13 protein-coding genes are annotated in these 16682 nt (G+C 57.6%); 8 read left to right on the top strand and 5 right to left on the bottom strand.

Features of this window, described 5'->3' with window-relative positions:
- The first annotated feature begins 130 nt into the window (after window positions 1-130).
- Together ACM110_RS05380 and ACM110_RS05375 are read left to right on the top strand one after the other, a co-directional pair.
- Window positions 131-1633: an ATPase domain-containing protein gene (locus ACM110_RS05380; RefSeq protein WP_416126916.1), complete on the top strand. Its 1503-nt coding sequence runs from the start codon at window positions 131-133 to the stop codon at window positions 1631-1633.
- Window positions 1633-3300: an ATP-binding protein gene (locus ACM110_RS05375; protein ID WP_416126915.1), complete on the top strand. Its 1668-nt coding sequence runs from the start codon at window positions 1633-1635 to the stop codon at window positions 3298-3300. The genes ACM110_RS05380 and ACM110_RS05375 overlap by 1 nt, the downstream gene beginning before the upstream one ends.
- Window positions 3301-3389: 89 nt before the next feature.
- Here the strand turns inward: ACM110_RS05375 and ACM110_RS05370 are convergent, their stop codons facing one another.
- The 5 genes from ACM110_RS05370 to ACM110_RS05350 all read right to left on the bottom strand — a co-directional run bounded on the left by ACM110_RS05370 (window position 3390) and on the right by ACM110_RS05350 (window position 9928).
- Complete coding sequence (locus tag ACM110_RS05370) at window positions 3390-3767, bottom strand: response regulator (RefSeq protein WP_416126914.1); 378 nt, start codon at window positions 3765-3767, stop codon at window positions 3390-3392.
- A gap of 77 nt (window positions 3768-3844) precedes the next feature.
- Window positions 3845-5026, bottom strand: coding sequence for an ATP-binding protein (locus tag ACM110_RS05365; protein ID WP_416126913.1), 1182 nt, complete (start codon window positions 5024-5026; stop codon window positions 3845-3847).
- A complete protein-coding gene (locus ACM110_RS05360) occupies window positions 5020-5613 on the bottom strand; it encodes a chemotaxis protein CheB (RefSeq protein WP_416126912.1) in 594 nt (197 codons plus the stop codon). Before ACM110_RS05360 ends, ACM110_RS05365 begins: the two co-directional genes overlap by 7 nt.
- A complete protein-coding gene (locus ACM110_RS05355) occupies window positions 5610-6425 on the bottom strand; it encodes a CheR family methyltransferase (RefSeq protein ID WP_416127035.1) in 816 nt (271 codons plus the stop codon). Before ACM110_RS05355 ends, ACM110_RS05360 begins: the two co-directional genes overlap by 4 nt.
- An 11-nt stretch (window positions 6426-6436) precedes the next feature.
- Complete coding sequence (locus tag ACM110_RS05350; RefSeq protein WP_416126911.1) at window positions 6437-9928, bottom strand: response regulator; 3492 nt, start codon at window positions 9926-9928, stop codon at window positions 6437-6439.
- 248 nt (window positions 9929-10176) lie between these two features.
- Between ACM110_RS05350 and ACM110_RS05345 the strand changes: the two genes are divergently transcribed.
- The 6 genes from ACM110_RS05345 to ACM110_RS05320 all read left to right on the top strand — a co-directional run bounded on the left by ACM110_RS05345 (window position 10177) and on the right by ACM110_RS05320 (window position 16523).
- A complete protein-coding gene (locus ACM110_RS05345) occupies window positions 10177-10542 on the top strand; it encodes a response regulator (protein ID WP_416126910.1) in 366 nt (121 codons plus the stop codon).
- Window positions 10543-10610: 68 nt separating this feature from the next.
- Window positions 10611-11906 (top strand): glycosyltransferase, encoded by a 1296-nt coding sequence (locus ACM110_RS05340; protein ID WP_416126909.1) that lies wholly within the window; start codon window positions 10611-10613, stop codon window positions 11904-11906.
- A 188-nt stretch (window positions 11907-12094) separates the two neighbouring features.
- Window positions 12095-12967, top strand: coding sequence for a phospholipase (locus ACM110_RS05335; protein ID WP_416126908.1), 873 nt, complete (start codon window positions 12095-12097; stop codon window positions 12965-12967).
- Between the two features lie 63 nt (window positions 12968-13030).
- On the top strand, window positions 13031-13924 hold the full coding sequence (locus tag ACM110_RS05330; protein WP_416126907.1) for a phospholipase: 894 nt from the start codon (window positions 13031-13033) through the stop codon (window positions 13922-13924).
- 63 nt (window positions 13925-13987) lie between these two features.
- Window positions 13988-14893 (top strand): AraC family transcriptional regulator, encoded by a 906-nt coding sequence (locus ACM110_RS05325; RefSeq protein ID WP_416126906.1) that lies wholly within the window; start codon window positions 13988-13990, stop codon window positions 14891-14893.
- Between the two features lie 319 nt (window positions 14894-15212).
- Window positions 15213-16523, top strand: coding sequence for an ABC transporter substrate-binding protein (locus tag ACM110_RS05320; RefSeq protein ID WP_416126905.1), 1311 nt, complete (start codon window positions 15213-15215; stop codon window positions 16521-16523).
- Window positions 16524-16682: the final 159 nt, after the last annotated feature.

Here is a 16682-nt window from a genome sequence, read left to right as displayed (position 1 = left end):
TTTTGCGGAACAATGACCTCCAGCATAAAAGGTTGAACGCTCGTCTCGGCCAAGGGTCAAGTGAAACAGGCAGCCCCTAGTGGCACTCGTGCCAGTTGCCTCGTTCCCCTTAGTCAAGAGAGGGCATTTTTTGTCTACATCCAACGAGTTGATCAGCGCAAAAGCCGCCACCGGCATCGAGGGCCTCGATGACATCCTCAGTGGCGGATTGTCCCGCGGCCACGTGTTTTTGCTCGAAGGTGAGCCAGGCACCGGCAAGACTACGGTCGCCCTGCACTTTCTATTGGCCGGCGCCCGAGCCGGCGAGCGCTCGTTGTACATCACCCTGTCCGAAACCGAGCGCGAGTTGCGCCAGGGTGCGCGCTCCCACGGTTGGGAACTGGACGACAATGTCTATATCTTCGAACTGACGCCGCCGGAAAACCTGCTCAATGCCGAGCATCAGCAATCGCTGCTGTACTCCTCGGACCTTGAACTGGGTGAAGCCACCCGGCAGATCTTCGAAGTGGTCGAACGGTTCAAGCCGACTCGCGTGGTGCTCGACAGCCTGTCCGAAATCCGCTTGCTGGCGCAAAGCTCCCTGCGCTATCGCCGACAGATCCTCGCGATCAAGCACTACTTCGTACGCTACGACGCCACCGTGGTGCTGCTCGACGACCTGACCACCGAATCCCTCGACAAAACCGTGCACAGCGTGGCCCACGGGGTGATTCGTCTGGAAGAACTGACCCCCAACTACGGCGCCGAACGGCGGCGTATCCGCGTGGTGAAGTATCGCGGGCAGAAGTACCGTGGCGGCTTCCATGACTTCACCATCATGGGCGACGGCGTGCATGTGTTTCCGCGTCTGGTGGCCGCCGAGCATCGCGGCGCTTACCTGCGTCAACAGTTGACCAGCGGCATCAAGGCAATGGACGCCTTGCTCGGCGGCGGCATCGAAACCGGCTCCAGCACACTGATACTGGGCCCGGCCGGCACCGGCAAATCCCTGATCGCCATGATCTTCGCTGCGGCGGCCGTCGCCCGGGGCGAGAAAGCCGCGTTGTTCATCTTCGACGAAGAGCTCGGTTTGCTGTTCGAGCGCATGAAGAATATGGGCATCGACCTGCAGGCGTTGCAAGACACCGGCAACCTGCTGATCGAGCAAGTGGATGCGGCCGAATTGTCCCCCGGCGAGTTTTCCCACCGCGTACGGCGCGCCGTCGATGAAGGCGAGATCAAAACCGTGGTGATCGACAGCATCAATGGCTATCAAGCGGCGATGCCTGAAGAAAACGCCCTGGTCTTGCACATGCACGAGTTGCTGCTGTATCTCAACCGCAAGGGCGCCGCGACTTTCATGACCGTTGCACAGCATGGTCTGGTCGGTGATATGCAGGCGCCGGTCGATATCACGTATCTGGCGGACACGGTGATTCTGCTGCGCTACTTCGAAGCGTTGGGCAAGGTGCGCCGGGCGATTTCGATCATCAAGAAACGTACCGGCAGCCATGAATCGACCATCCGTGAATATCGCATCAGCTCCACAGGCATGACCATCGGTGAACCGCTGGAAGCGTTCCAGGGCGTGTTGCGCGGCGTGCCGACTTACCTGGGTGCGAGCATTCCCTTGCTCGGGGATGAAGCGCCGTGATGCCTCATCCAGCAACGTCCGAGCGCGCGATCATTCTCGCGCCGCTGGGACGTGACAGTCAGATTGCGCTGATGCTGCTCAAGGAAGCTGGTTTCGATGGGGTCATCAGTGCTGATCTGATTGGGCTGTGTACGGAACTGGAGCAAGGCGCGGGTTTGCTGCTGATTTCCTCCGAAGCCTTGCTGGGCGCCGATCTCCAGCCACTTTTACAGTTGATTGAGCAACAGCCGGCCTGGTCGGATCTGCCGATTGTGTTGCTGACGCATCACGGCGGCCCGGAGCAGAACCCCGCCTCGCGCTTCGGCCCGCAACTGGGCAACGTCACATTCCTCGAACGGCCCTTCCATCCCGAAACACTGGTCAGCCTGGTGTCCACCGCCCTGCGCGGTCGGCGACGACAATATGAAGCCAGGGATCGGCTGGTGGACTTGAGTCAAAGCGAACTGCGCCTGCAAAACACCCTGGAAACCCTCGAGCAACAGGTTGAAGAGCGCACCGCTCAACTGCGCCACAACGAGGAAGTGCTGCGCCAGTCGCAGAAAATGGAAGCGGTCGGCCAACTCACCGGCGGTATCGCCCACGACTTCAACAACATGCTGACCGGGATAATCGGCAGTCTGGAGCTGCTGCGTCGACGCCTGAGTCGTGGCCGCACCGAAGATCTGGACAGCCTGATCGATCTCGGGGTGACGTCCGCCAACCGTGCCGCCGGCCTGACTCACCGCCTATTGGCGTTTTCCCGTCGCCAGTCGCTGGATTCCAAACCCGTGGAAATGAACACTCTGGTGGTGTCCATGGGCGAGCTGCTGCAACGCAGCATCAACGAAAGCATTCGCCTGGACATGCAGTTGAGCGAGCAGTTGTGGGTGGCCGAGGCCGACCCCAACCAACTGGAAAGCGCCCTGCTCAACCTGGTCATCAACGCTCGCGACGCCATGCCCGATGGCGGAAGGCTGATGGTACAAACCTCGAACCGGCGTCTGAACGCCGACTTCACCGAAGCTCACAGCAACCTCGAACCGGGGGATTACGTGGTGCTCAGCGTCACCGACAACGGCTGCGGCATGCCGCAAAGCATCATCAACCGCGTCTTCGATCCGTTCTTCACCACCAAACCGATTGGCCAGGGCACCGGCCTTGGCTTGTCGATGATCTATGGCTTCAGCAAACAATCGCGGGGCCACGTGGCGATTCAAAGCAAAGAGGGGGAAGGCACTACCGTGAACCTGTTCTTGCCGCGCTTTGGTGGCGAGCCGCCGCAAGAAAGTCTTGTCGACAGCCAGCATCCGCTCTTCGCGCAAAACGGTGAAACAGTGCTGATCGTCGAAGATGATCCGGCGGTGCGGGTGTTGGTCAGTACCGTGCTGAGCGAGCTGGGATACGCCTTCGTCGAGGCCGGCGATGCGGACGGCGCGATGCCGATTCTCGACTCGGGGCAGCGTATCGATCTGATGATCAGCGATGTCGGGTTGCCCGGCATGAATGGCCGGCAACTGGCGGAAATAGGCCGGCAGTACCGGCCTGAGCTCAAGGTTTTGTTCATCACCGGTTACGCCGAACACGCGGCCGTGCGCGGCGGCTTCCTCGACCCGGGCATGCAGATGATCACCAAGCCGTTCACCTTCGACCTGTTGACGGCGAAGGTGCGGGAGATGATCAGTGCCTGATCTTGTAGCTGCCGGAGGCTGCGATCTTTTGATTTTGCTTCTAACAACAAGATCAAAGGACCGCAGCCTTCGGCAGCTCCTACAGGGAATCAGGAAAGCATCTCTTCCATGATTTCCGCCAATACATCCAGGTCGAAAGGTTTTTCCAGGATCGGTGCCTTGGTGGTGATCGGGCTGCCCGTCTCACGGATTTCCTGCGGGTAACCACTGATAAAGATCACTTTCAGATCCGGTCGCAGTTTCACCGCGGGTTCGGCGATCTGCACGCCGGAGATTCCGCCAGGCAGCCTGAAGTCGGTAATCAGCATGTCCAGGTGCGGTTTGCTCGACAGGATATCGAAGGCCTGTTCGCCGTTTTCTGCCTGCAATACGCGATACCCCTGCCCCGACAAATAATCTGTCAGCACCATCAGGATTACCGGTTCGTCCTCGACGACGAGGACTACGTCTTGTGCATCTTCACTCATGGGAAGCCTTTGTTCGGTCTATAGCTGCTGATACGACCGTGGGGTCGATCAGAGGTTGCGTTTATCCGGCTGTTTTCCTACAGCGGCAGACAAACGCGAAACAGGGCGCCTTCGCCAATCCGGCTGTCGACGGTAATGGTACCGCCATGGGCGGTGACAATCTGTTCGGAAATAAACAATCCCAGGCCCAGCCCGGCGACGGCGTGCTTGGCCGACACCCGCTCGAACTGCTGGAAAATCCGTTGCTGGTTTTCTTCGCTGATGCCGATCCCGAAATCCCGGACCTCGACCCGCGCCTCGCCGTTTTCACTGTACACCTTCACGTTGATCGGGCTCTTGGCACCGTAACGCAAGGCATTGGTCAGCAGGTTGGAAATCACCTGTTCAATGCGGAATTCATCCCAGTTGCCGATTACCGGTTGCTCGGCCTCGAGGGTAACGGAGGCTTCGGCGGCTTCGATCTGCTGGGCAAAATTCTGTAACAAGCCATGAACCAGCGTCGACAGATCGAACAGCGTCGGCCGGATCGACAACTTGCCGGTGCGAATGCGCGACACATCGAGCATGTCTTCGATCAGGCGGATCAGGCTTTTGATCTGCCGCTCGTCGCGGTCGACCATGGCGTGCATTTTATCGAGGCTGAACGCGGCGGCGTTGTCTCGCGCCAGATGCATCTTGCGCAATTGAGTTTCGAGAATCAGGCCATTGAGCGGCGTGCGCACTTCGTGGGCGACGATGGACATGAAATCATCGCGCATGCGCACGGCCTGCTGCAGTTCAAGCTGGGTGCTCTGCAATTGCGTAAGCAATGCTTCCTGCTCACGACGGCTCTGCTCCAGGGCTTCGACCTGCTGCTTCATTGCCTTGCTTTGGCGGTACAACTCGACGAACACATTGACCTTGCTCTTGACCGCATGGATATCCAGCGGTTTGTGCAGAAAGTCCACGGCACCGCTTTCATAGCCCTTGAACGCATAGTTGAGCTCGCGGCCAGCGGCGCTGACGAATACGATCGGGATGTTTTTGGTCTTTTCGGTGCCACGCATCAACTCGGCCAGCTCGAAGCCGTTCATGCCGGGCATCTGCACATCGAGAATGGCCATGGCGAATTCGTGTTGCAGCAACAGCGACAAGGCTTCGTCGGCCGATTGCGCCTTGTACACGATGCGGTCTTCGCGCTTGATCAGCGCCTCAAGTGCCAACAGGTTCTCCGGCAGATCGTCGACGATCAGCAGTTTGGCCGGGATATTACTTAGCATGCGATTTGTTCCAGCTCGACAAGCAAACGGCCAATGTCGTTGATTGAGAGAATGCGGTCAGGCTGCTGGATGTCCAGCGCTGCCTGGGGCATGGTCGCTACCTGAGCTTCGTTGGGGTCCTGCACGATGGTCAGGCCGCCATGCCGCTTGACCTGTGCCAGGCCAAAGGCACCATCGCGATTGGCGCCGGTCAGCAACACGGCGGCCAGGCGCGAGCCGTAGGCATCGGCGGCTGATTCGAACAGGTAGTCGATGGCAGGCCGCGAATAATGCACGCGGTCCTCCAGGCTCAAGGAAAAACTGCGGTCCTGCTCCACCGACAAGTGATAACCGGGCGCCGCGAAATACAGTGTTCCGGCTTCAATGGACGTTTTGTCGCTGGCCTCCAGCACCGGCAGCGCCACGCGCCGGGAGAAAACTTGTGCCAACTGGCTGCGGCGCTCGTTCGGCAAATGCAGGACAACGATGATCGGCAACGAGAAACCCTCGCGCAGCGGCCCCAGGATATTGAGCAGCGCCTCTACGCCGCCGGCGGAGGCACCGATCACGATCGCTTCTATGGAAGGCAAAGCTGTTGCACCGTTCATGTTTTGCGATAGATCCGTTCTTGTTTGACCAACGGCTCGAACTGATTGCCGAACGCCGAGAAATCCGGGGTTTCCTTACTGCCCAGCACCAAAAAACCACGGTGGCACAGCGACTCGTGAAACAAGCCAAACGCACGATCCTGAAGCTTTTTATTGAAGTATATCAATACGTTACGGCACGAAATTAACTGAGTTTCTGAAAACACGCTGTCAGTTGCCAGGCTGTGATCGGCGAAGGTCACGTTCTCGCACAACGACTTGTCGAAAATCGCATAACCGTAAGCCGCCGTGTAGTAGTCGGCGAACGAACGCTGGCCACCGGCCTGCTGGTAATTAGAAGTGTAGGCGCGGACATTCTCCATCGAGAAAATCCCTTGCTTGGCTTTCTCCAGCGAGCGCGGATTGATGTCGGTGGCGTAGATGATCGTGCGATCGAGCAGGCCCTCTTCACGCAGCAGGATCGCCATCGAATAGACCTCTTCACCGGTGCTGCATCCGGCAATCCAGATCTTGATCGACGGATAGGTCTTGAGCAGCGGCACCACCTCCCGGCGTATCGCCAGGAAGTGCGAAGGGTCGCGGAACATCTCGCTGACCGGGATCGTCAGCAGTTGCAGCAGCTGCATGAACGCAGTCGGGTCATGCAGGACTTTTTCCTGCAGGGCCGAAATGGTATTGCACTCGAACTGGCTCAGCGCGTGACCCACCCGGCGCTTGATCGACGCGCCGGAGTAATCGCGAAAATCGTAGCTGTACTTGAGGTAGATCGCCTCGATCAGCAACCGCAGTTCGATTTCACTATTGCGAGTCAGATTGCTCTCCACTAGATACGTTCCATCTTCGGTAACCACACACGAATCAGTGAAAACAAGCGGTCCAGGTCGATGGGCTTGGCCAGGTAGTCATTGGCGCCCGCCTGCAGGCAGCGCTCCTGATCATCCTTCATGGCCTTGGCCGTCACCGCAATGATCGGCAGCTTGCGCCAGCGTGGGTCTTTGCGGATCTCGATGGTGGCTTCGAAACCATCCATTTCCGGCATCATCACGTCCATCAACACCAGATCGATGTCCTCGACTTCATTCAATCGATCAATCGCTTCCCGACCGTTCCGGCCGATGACCACGACTGCACCCTTTTGCTCCAGCGCACTGGTGAGGGCGAAGATGTTGCGCACATCGTCGTCCACCAGCAGCACCTTGCGCCCCTCGAAGACCTTGTCGCGGCTGCGCGCAGTCTTGAGCATCTTCTGACGCTCATGGGACAACCGGGATTCGACTTTGTGCAGAAAGAGTGTCACCTCATCCAGCAAGCGCTCGGGCGAACGTGCGCCCTTGATGATGATCGAGCGTGAATACTTGCGCAGTTCGGCCTCTTCATCGCGGGTCAGGTTGCGTCCGGTGTAGACGATGACCGGCGGGAACGAGCAGATCTCTTCGGTGGACATGCGCTTGAGCAGATCGTTGCCGAGCATGTCCGGCAGTTTCAGGTCGATGATCATGCAATCGAAGATCGTGGTGCGCAGCAGGTCCAGCGCTTCCTGGGCGAAACCGACGGCGGTGATTTCGATGTCGTCGTCGCCGATCAAGCGTGAAATGCTGTCGCGCTGCAAATCGTCGTCTTCCACCAGCAGCACGCGCTTGACCTTCTGGGTCAATTTGGCTTCCAGGCGCGCAAATACATCCTTGAGCTCTTCACGGGTGGTCGGTTTGACCGCGTAACCGATGGCGCCCATGTGCATCGCTGCTTCCACCCGGTCTTCAACCGAAATCACATGCACCGGAATGTGCCGGGTTTCGGCGTGTTCCTTCAGGCGTTGCAGCACGGTCAACCCGGAATGATCCGGCAAACGCATGTCCAGCAGGATGGCGTCGGGAATGAACTGCCGGGCCAGGTCGTAGCCTTCGTCGGCACCGTGGGCCACCAGGCACTGGTAACCCAATTCATGGGCGAGGTCATAAAGGATGTGTGCGAAGTTGGGTTCGTCTTCCACCACCAGAATGCAGCGCGTGCCAAACGGTGCCTTGGCGCGGTCATCGTTGAAACGCGGGATATCGACTTCGGCGATCAATGGTTTCAACTGCATAGCGACAACGCTCGGCGCGGGTGCCGCCGTCAGGGAACGCATCGGCTCAATCGGGCCTTCGCCCGGCTCAACATACTGTTGCGGCAACACCAGGGTAAACACACTGCCCTGCCCCGGCGTGCTGGACACGCTGATCGAGCCGCCGAGCAACGCCGCGAGATCGCGGGAAATCGACAAGCCCAGCCCCGTACCGCCATAACGGCGATTGGTAGTGCCGTCGGCCTGGCGGAAGGCTTCGAAAATGCTTTCCTGCTGATCATCGGCAATGCCGATGCCGGAATCGCGGACGATGAAGGCAATGCTGTCATTCGGTGCAGTGGCAACGCTCAGGCTGACACGGCCCTGCTCGGTGAACTTCACCGCGTTAGACAGCAGGTTCTTGATCACCTGCTCCAGTCGCTGGCGATCAGTGAACATCATCGCCGGTGAACCGTCCTGCAACTCGATCTGGAAATCCAGCTGCTTGTCTTCTGCCAATGGCTGGAACATCCCGCGCAAACCGTCGACCAGACGCGCCACACTGGTGTTTTCCGGGCGGATTTCCAGTTTGCCGGCCTCGACCTTGGAAATGTCGAGAATGTCGTTAATCAGGTTGAGCAGGTCATTGCCGGCGGAATAGATCGACTCGGCGAACTTGACCTGTTCGGCGCTGAGGTTTTCCTGGGGGTTCTCCGCGAGCAACTTGGCCAGGATCAACGAACTGTTCAGCGGTGTGCGCAGTTCGTGGGACATATTGGCGAGAAATTCGGACTTGTACTTGCTGGAGCGCTGCAACTCTTCGGCGCGCTCTTCGAGTTGAGCCTGGGCCTGATTGAGTTCGGTGTTCTTCAGGTCCATGGCGTCGCGTTGCTCGGCCAACACCTCGGCCTGTTCGGCCAATTGTTCGTTGGTCTGTTCGAGCTCGACCTGTTGGGTTTCCAGATGCGCCTGGGACTCCTTGAGAATCCGCGACTGTTCTTCGAGTTCTTCGTTGGCGGTCTTGAGTTCTTCCTGCTGGACCTGCAACTCTTCGTTGAGTTGCTGAGTTTCGGCCAGCACTTCCTGCAAGCGCTGACGGTAGCGCGAGGCTTCGATGGACGTGCCGATGTTGCCGGCAATCAGCTCCAGCAACTCAATGTCACGTTCGTCCAATGGACGCAGGAAACCCAGTTCGATAACGCCATTGACCCGGTCATCGTCGCTGGTTGGCACCACCAGCACACTGGCCGGCAAACCTTCGCCGAGACCGGAACTGACCTTGAAGTAATCGCTCGGAACGTTATCCAGGCGAATCAGCCGCGCCTGTTGCGCGACCTGGCCAACAATGCCTTCTTCGCTGTAGATCTGTTGTTCCAGCGCTTCCTGTTCACGGGAGAAACCGTAGGACGCAACGCGACGCAGGCCGCCGTGCTCCTCGCGGACGTAAATCGCTGCCACGGCGCTGCCCAGATACCGCGCGCAGAATTGCAGGATGTTGCGCCCCAGCAGGTTCAGCGACAATTGCCCCAGCACTTGTTCAGCCAGTTCGGTCTGGCCATTGCGCAACCAGGCCTGGCGTTCCAGTCGTTCGGCGCTGGCCTGTTGCTTGGCAAGGTTGGCGCCGTACTGTTGCGACAGGTTGACCAGATCACGACGGCCGACATAAGCCAGCAAGCCGCTGATCGCGGCGATGAACAACAGGTAAAGGGCGATGCTCCAGACCGTGGTGCGGCGCACTTCCTCGTTACGTGTGGCACGCAGTTGTTGCTCCATGTCGATCACGTCTTCGAATTGCTTGCGCACCTCGTCGGTCAGGCGCTTGCCTTTCCCGGCCCTGACCGCGCCGCGGTAATCACCGCTGGTGCGCTGCAAGTCGATCATGGTTTGCGCGTACTCGGCCCATTCCTGTTGCAAGGCCTGAAGTCGGTGCAAGCGGTCGGTCTGCGCCGGATTATCGGCGGTCAATTCGAGCAAGGTATTGAGTACGACGTCGATCCGCGGCTTGGCTGTTTCGTAGGGTTCGAGAAACTTGTCGTCGCCGCTGAGCAGGAAGCCGCGCATGCCGGTTTCCAGGTCGACGGTCAGCTTGACCGCCTCATTGGCATTATTGATCACCCGATCCGTGTGCTCGACCCACTGGATCGTCGACAGCAGATAAGTAATCAGCGACACGAAAAAAACCGCACTGATCACGCCGACACCCAGCGGCAGGCTGATGTTGCGGCTCAGGAGTTTACGGAATCGTTGCTCATCAACCGAAGACGCGGTGGTCATAGTCAGGCCTTGTTGAACGGGTGAAAACCAAGGAGTTTGCCCCAAAACTGGCGCATTGATCCAATTTTCTCACGCGTTTACGCGCAAAGTCCTACATTCAGCTGCTCCCGTGTCGAAGGAGCAGTTATCCTTCTCCCTATTCTTTTTATAGCGCGTTGGGAACTTGTCGGGATCCGCCACTTACTCATGCAAGAGGGCCGGCGATTTCGATCGACCGGCAACCGCCCATCCATATTGAGACCCCCACTATGTCCACCAACGCCTCCACCATCCTGGTCGTCGAAGATGACTCCATTGTGCGCATGCTGATTGTCGATGTGCTGGAGGAACTGGAGTTCAAGGTGCTGGAGGCTGATGGCAGCGAGCAGGCGCTGGAAACTCTCAAAGACGTTGACCAGCAGATTGACCTGATGATGACCGATGTCGGTTTGCCGGGCATGGACGGTAGGGAGCTGGCGCTCCAGGCTCGGATGCTGCGCATTGAGTTGCCCATCCTGTTTGCCAGTGGTTACGCCGAAAACATTGACGTGCCCGAAGGCATGCATCTGATTGGCAAGCCGTTCTCGATTGATCAGTTGCGGGATAAGGTCAAAGCCATCCTCGAAAGACCTTGAAACCCGCTGTGGTTTAATCACCCTCTTTTTCTCCCCCGTCCTTTGCCCGCGTCAAGGAAGCCCCGTACATGATTCAACCCCACGCAACCAAAGTCCTGGTCATTGGTTACGTCTGGCCCGAGCCCCGCTCCTCCGCGGCCGGTGGCCATATGATGCAAATCCTTGAAACGTTCCTTCAACAAGGCTGGGACATCACGTTCAGCAGCCCGGCCGGCACCGGTGAACACCGCGCCGACCTGACCACGCTGGGCATTCGCGAAGTGCCTATCGAGCTCAACAACAGCAGTTTCGACACGTTCATCAGTGAACTGGCCCCCGATGTGGTGCTGTTCGATCGCTTCATGATGGAAGAGCAATTCGGCTGGCGCGTGGAAAAACACTGCCCTGATGCCGTGCGGGTGCTGGAAACTTCGGACCTTCAGAGCCTGCGCGACGCCCGGCATCAGCGACTCAAGGAGCGCCTGAAGGCCAGCGATGATGTTGACGACTTCAGCGAATTGTTCGCACCGGCCTTACGCGAAGAGTTTCAGTTCATGGCTGACACCGACCTGGCCAAACGGGAGATCGCGGCGATCTATCGTTGCGACCTGAACCTGATGATTTCCGAAGTGGAAATCGAATTGCTGGTTGAACAATTCAAGGTACCGCGCAACCTGTTGCACTGGTGCCCGTTGATGGTCGACCTGCCGACCGATACGCCCGTACCGTTTGAGGATCGGGCGCACTTCCTGCACATCGGCAACTTCCGGCACGCGCCGAACTGGGACGCGGTGCTCTGGCTGAAAACCACGATCTGGCCGTTGATCCGTGCACAGTTGCCGGCCGCGCAGCTGCATATCTACGGCGCCTACACGCCGCCCAAGGCCACCGCATTGCACAACGCGGCGCAGGGCTTTCATGTGCTGAACTGGGCGGAAGATGCTTTGCAAGTGATGTCGGCGGCGCGAGTGTGTCTGGCGCCATTGCGGTTTGGTGCGGGTATCAAGGGCAAAATCGTTGATGCAATGCTCTGTGGCACGCCCAATGTCACGACCCCTGTGGGTGCGGAAGCGATGCACGGTGATGAGCCATGGCCCGGTGCCGTTACGCGTTCGGCGCGTGAGTTCGCCAATGACGCCGTACAGCTATACAAGGACAAGACCCAGTGGCTGAACGCCCAGGCTCAAGCTCAAGCCTTGTTGGCCAGCCGTTACCAGCAGTCCATCCATGGCCCGGCGCTGATCGAGCGACTGGTAGATTGCCAGCGGAATCTGGCCAATATCCGGCGAGATAACTTCACCGGCAGCATGCTGCGCCACCATCAACACAAAAGTACCCAGTACATGGCGCAATGGATTGAGGCAAAAAACCGCCTACAACCGTGAGTTATCGAATCAACCACGCCTTAATTCGAGAAAGCGCAAAGCAACTAACTTCGCCCGCGAAAACATCTCTTGCATCATCTTCCAACTTGGCGTGCCGCTTATATAAAACTATAAATACCAGGCACTTCAAACCAAAAAAAACGGTCTCCATCAAAGATGGAGGCCATTACAAATGCAAGGATGCATTCATGACCGATATCGCATTGCAAAACCTCATACATAGTCGCTGGATGGCTTCGACCTCAAGTATGGATGTCTTGACGCTTGGCGAATTGATTCTGCCGGGCGCCCATAATAGTGGCGTCGACAAAAAGGCAACTTACGCAGCCCCTGGCGTTGCCCACTGGGCAGCGTGTCAGAACAACTCCTTTTACGATCAATTGCGCAATGGGGCCCGTGCACTCGATGCACGAATCGAATACGACGTAGACCCCAGAGGAGTGGGCACGTTCTGGTTCCAGCATAACGGCATGAAATCTTCACGCTCGCTTGAAAACCTGGTCATGCATCTGATTCGTTTTCTGGAGGAAAACCCCGATGAATTTGTACTCGTGGACTTCCATGAACTGAACAGTGGCAATACGGCATTCGACTATCAGGAATTCAACCGTTTTTTGCTGACCCATCTTGGTCCGAGAATCATCCCTTACAGCAATAGATACCTAAGCCTGGGACAGTTGAAAGAAGTCAGCGGCGTTCAGCGTGTATGGCTGGCCGCACAGCAACATCCAGATCTGTACCATGCCTGGTTCCAACCGAAAATCGCCCATCTCTGGAGCGGGATAGGCGATACCAGTATCAAAGAACTTGAGGCCCACATTGATAGAGTCATGCAGCGGCCGCCTTCCGGCTCTAACCCGTGGTCGCTCTCCGCGACGAGTTACACCATTGCCCTAGGCCCTGTGAACATCAAAGAGCAACTCAATCAATGGTTCGATCCAGACACGGGGCATTGGGCTCTAAACTGTAGCGTAATCAATGCAGATTTTTTCGAGGATAGCCGCCTCGTTGGAAACTGTCGGACCGCCAACTTAATAAAAGCCAAACGACGACCTAGATAATCCTCCTTTCAATCCTGGCTAACTTTAATCCATGGAGCAGACTTATTTAAAAAAGGAACAGGCATGACGGATAATTCAACAGGAGTGCTCAACAAAAGTAAGTGGATGAGCAACACCCTGGACATCGACAAATTAAAACTGACCGACGTTGTCTGGCCCGGCGCGCATAACGCCGGCATGGACAAAAAAGCGCCCAACTATGACGCTGTGCTCGGTCATTGGACGATTTGTCAGAGCGATACGTTTTCCTGGCAACTGGCCAATGGCGCACGAGCCTTCGATATCCGATTGGGCTACAGCGCCACGGCCAATGGATCGGGGTTTTACTTTCACCACAATGGCTTTCGCTCGCATCGGGTGCTGGACGAACTGATCGACGCGGTGCTGTTGTTTCTGGATCGAAACCCGGACGAGTTCATCGTGCTGGACTTTCATCAACTGGGCGATGGCGATAAATCCTTCGACCATAAAATGCTCAATGACTGGTTGGTGCGGCGACTGGGAACGCGAGTGGTCGTCCCTGGCGACGGATTTAGAACCATTGGCCAACTGAAAAGGTCCAGTGCCCAACGCCGGGTGATCATGGCGGCATCTGCCCTCTCGGGTTTGGATAGCGCGTACTTCTGGCCGGGCATCCCGCACAAATGGCACGACAAGCCATTCACCGATCCGGCAGAACTGCGGCGCCACATCGCAGCGACGTTGAAGGATGTGCCGTACGAAACGTTCCTCTGGTCACTGTCAGCCACAACCTATTCGTTGCTGGGCGGCCCCGGAAAGATAAAGCTTCAGATCAACGACTGGTTCAGTACCACGCGAGACTGGGTCACGCGGTGCAGCATCATCAGCACCGACTTTTTCGATGAGTCCGACATTGTCCGTTACTGCTGGAGCGCAACCAGCATGAAGGCGGTTTACGGCTACGCGTTGTACGAGCGCCCTGTTTCGCAACGCTGAAACTGGCATTACCCACCCCACTGGGGGCATGATCGAAGCGCGATAACAAAAAAGTGTACCGACATGACCCGAAGCGCGAGAGTCACCGACCCTTCCTACGAACTGATGGACGACCATAACGGGTTGTCCATCATCTATCGCCAGCACGGTTTCCCCTGCCCTTTGGTGCGCTGGCATTTCCACAAGGAATACGAACTGCACCTGATCGTCGCCAGTTCCGGCAAAGTGTTCATCGGCGACTACATCGGTAACTTCTACCCTGAAACCCTTTTCCTCACGGGTCCCAACCTGCCCCATAACTGGATCAGCCAGGTGGCCGAGGATGAAGTGGTGCCCAAGCGCGACATGCTGGTCAACTTCACCGACGAGTTGTTCGACAGCGGCTATCAGGTGTTCGCCGAACTCAAGACCCTGGCGCCGTTGCTGGAGCGGGCGCAGTACGGCATTGAGTTCCGTTGCAAGCACACCATCCGCAGGGCGATGGACCTGATGCAACGCATCGCCGATACCACCGGCGTAACCCGGCTCGGGCACTTTTTCATCCTGCTGGAATTGCTCGCTGCATCTGACGATTACCAGTTGCTGTCCGGCGCAACGACGCCGCAGTTGGCGGACGAACACAACATCGACCGTACCAACCGCGCGGTGGATTACATCTTCACCCACTACGCCCGTGACCTGACGTTGGAAGAAGTCGCCGAGCACCTGGGCATGAAGCCGACGTACTTCAGCCGTGTGTTCAAGCAGGCCACCGGGCGTAACTTCATCGAGTTCGTCAATCGCCTGCGCATCAGCAAATCCTGTGAGTTGCTGGCCGATGGCGATAAGCCGGTGACCGACGTGTGTTTCGAGTCCGGGTTCAACAATATTTCCAACTTCAATCGGCGCTTTCAGCAACTCAAGGGTATGACGCCTTCGCATTATCGGCGGCTGGTGGTGCAGCGGTTGACCGAGCAGAATTTGGGTTAAAAATCAAAAGATCGCAGCCTTCGGCAGCTCCTACAGGGGAGGTGCATTCCGACTGTAGGAGCTGCCGAAGGCTGCGATCTTTTGCTGATCAAAGCTATAAAACCTGTACGGATTCGATCTCACCCCCTCGCTGAAAACCCCTTCTCTGCGTCTACACCTCTAAACCCCAGTGCAAAAAAGTATCGATCAAAGTGCGATGGATGATTTGTCTCGTGCTCGATTGAAGGCTGTAATCAGCACAGATTCTTCCTGCCTTCGGAAGACACAAAAACAATAACTGTCCTTCTGTAACCCGCCGGGTGCAGAAAAGGAGTGCACGATGCAACCTTCAGTAAAAGCTCTGCTTGCCCTCACCTGCATGTCCCTCAGCAGCGTCAGCCTCGGCGCCCAGACCCTGACCATTGCCACCGTCAACAACAGCGACATGATCCGCATGCAAAAGCTCTCGAAAACCTTCGAGGCCGAGCATCCGGAGATCAAGCTCAATTGGGTGGTGCTCGAAGAAAACGTCCTGCGTCAGCGTCTGACCACCGACATCGCCACCCAGGGCGGGCAGTTCGACGTGCTGACCATCGGCATGTACGAAGCAGCACTGTGGGGCGCGAAGGGTTGGCTGGAGCCCATGAAGGACTTGCCGGCCAGTTATGCCCTCGACGACGTGTTCCCGTCGGTTCGCGAAGGCCTTTCGGTGAAAGGCACGCTGTATGCCCTGCCGTTCTATGCCGAAAGCTCCATCACCTATTACCGCACCGACCTGTTCAAGGACGCCGGCCTGACCATGCCCGAGCGTCCGACCTGGACCCAGATCAGCGAATTCGCCAGCAAACTCACCAACAAAGACAAGGAACAGTACGGCATCTGCCTGCGCGGCAAGGCCGGTTGGGGCGAGAACATGGCCCTGATTACCACTGTTGCCAACGCTTACGGCGCGCGCTGGTTCGATGAAAAGTGGCAGCCTGAATTCAATGGTCCCGAGTGGAAAAACGCGCTGAACTTCTACGTCGACACCATGAAGAAATCGGGCCCGCCGGGCGCGTCGAGCAACGGTTTCAACGAAAACCTGGCGCTGTTCAACAGCGGCAAATGCGCGATCTGGGTCGATGCCAGCGTCGCCGGTTCGTTCGTCACCGACAAGACCCAAAGCAAGGTCAGCGATCACGTCGGCTTCACCTACGCGCCCCATGAAGTCACCGACAAAGGTTCGGCCTGGTTGTATTCCTGGGCACTGGCGATCCCGACCAGTTCCAAGGCCAAGGACGCGGCGAAAACCTTTAGCGCCTGGGCCACGTCCAGGGAATACGGCGAATTGGTCGCCAAAACCGACGGCATCGCCAACGTGCCGCCAGGCACCCGGGCCTCGACCTATAGCGAGGCGTACATGAGCGCCGCGCCGTTTGCCAAGGTCACGCTGGAATCGCTCAAGGCTGCCGACCCGAGCAAGCCGAGCGCCAAACCAGTGCCGTACATCGGCATTCAGTTGGTGACCATTCCTGAGTTCCAGGGCATTGGTACCCAGGTCGGCAAATCCTTCTCCGCCGCGCTGATCGGCCAGACCACGGTTGACCAGGCGCTGGCTGCGGCGCAGCAAACCACTGAGCGAGAGATGAAGCGCGCCGGTTATCCCAAATAACCCCGTCCCCCTGTGGGAGCGAGCTTGCTCGCGATGAGGCCGCTAAATCCAACATTGATATCAGCTGACAGGCCGCCATCGCGAGCAAGCTCGCTCCCACAGGTTCCGCGTTGTCTGTTCCTAATCGGTTACTGCCATGAATACTTCAACTGCCAAAGC

Origin of the sequence: Pseudomonas sp. NFX98, from assembly GCF_047784845.1 — a bacterium.
GTDB lineage: Bacteria > Pseudomonadota > Gammaproteobacteria > Pseudomonadales > Pseudomonadaceae > Aquipseudomonas.
Note: the sequence above shows the minus strand (reverse complement) of the source record. Positions and strands in the feature narration are given on the sequence as shown.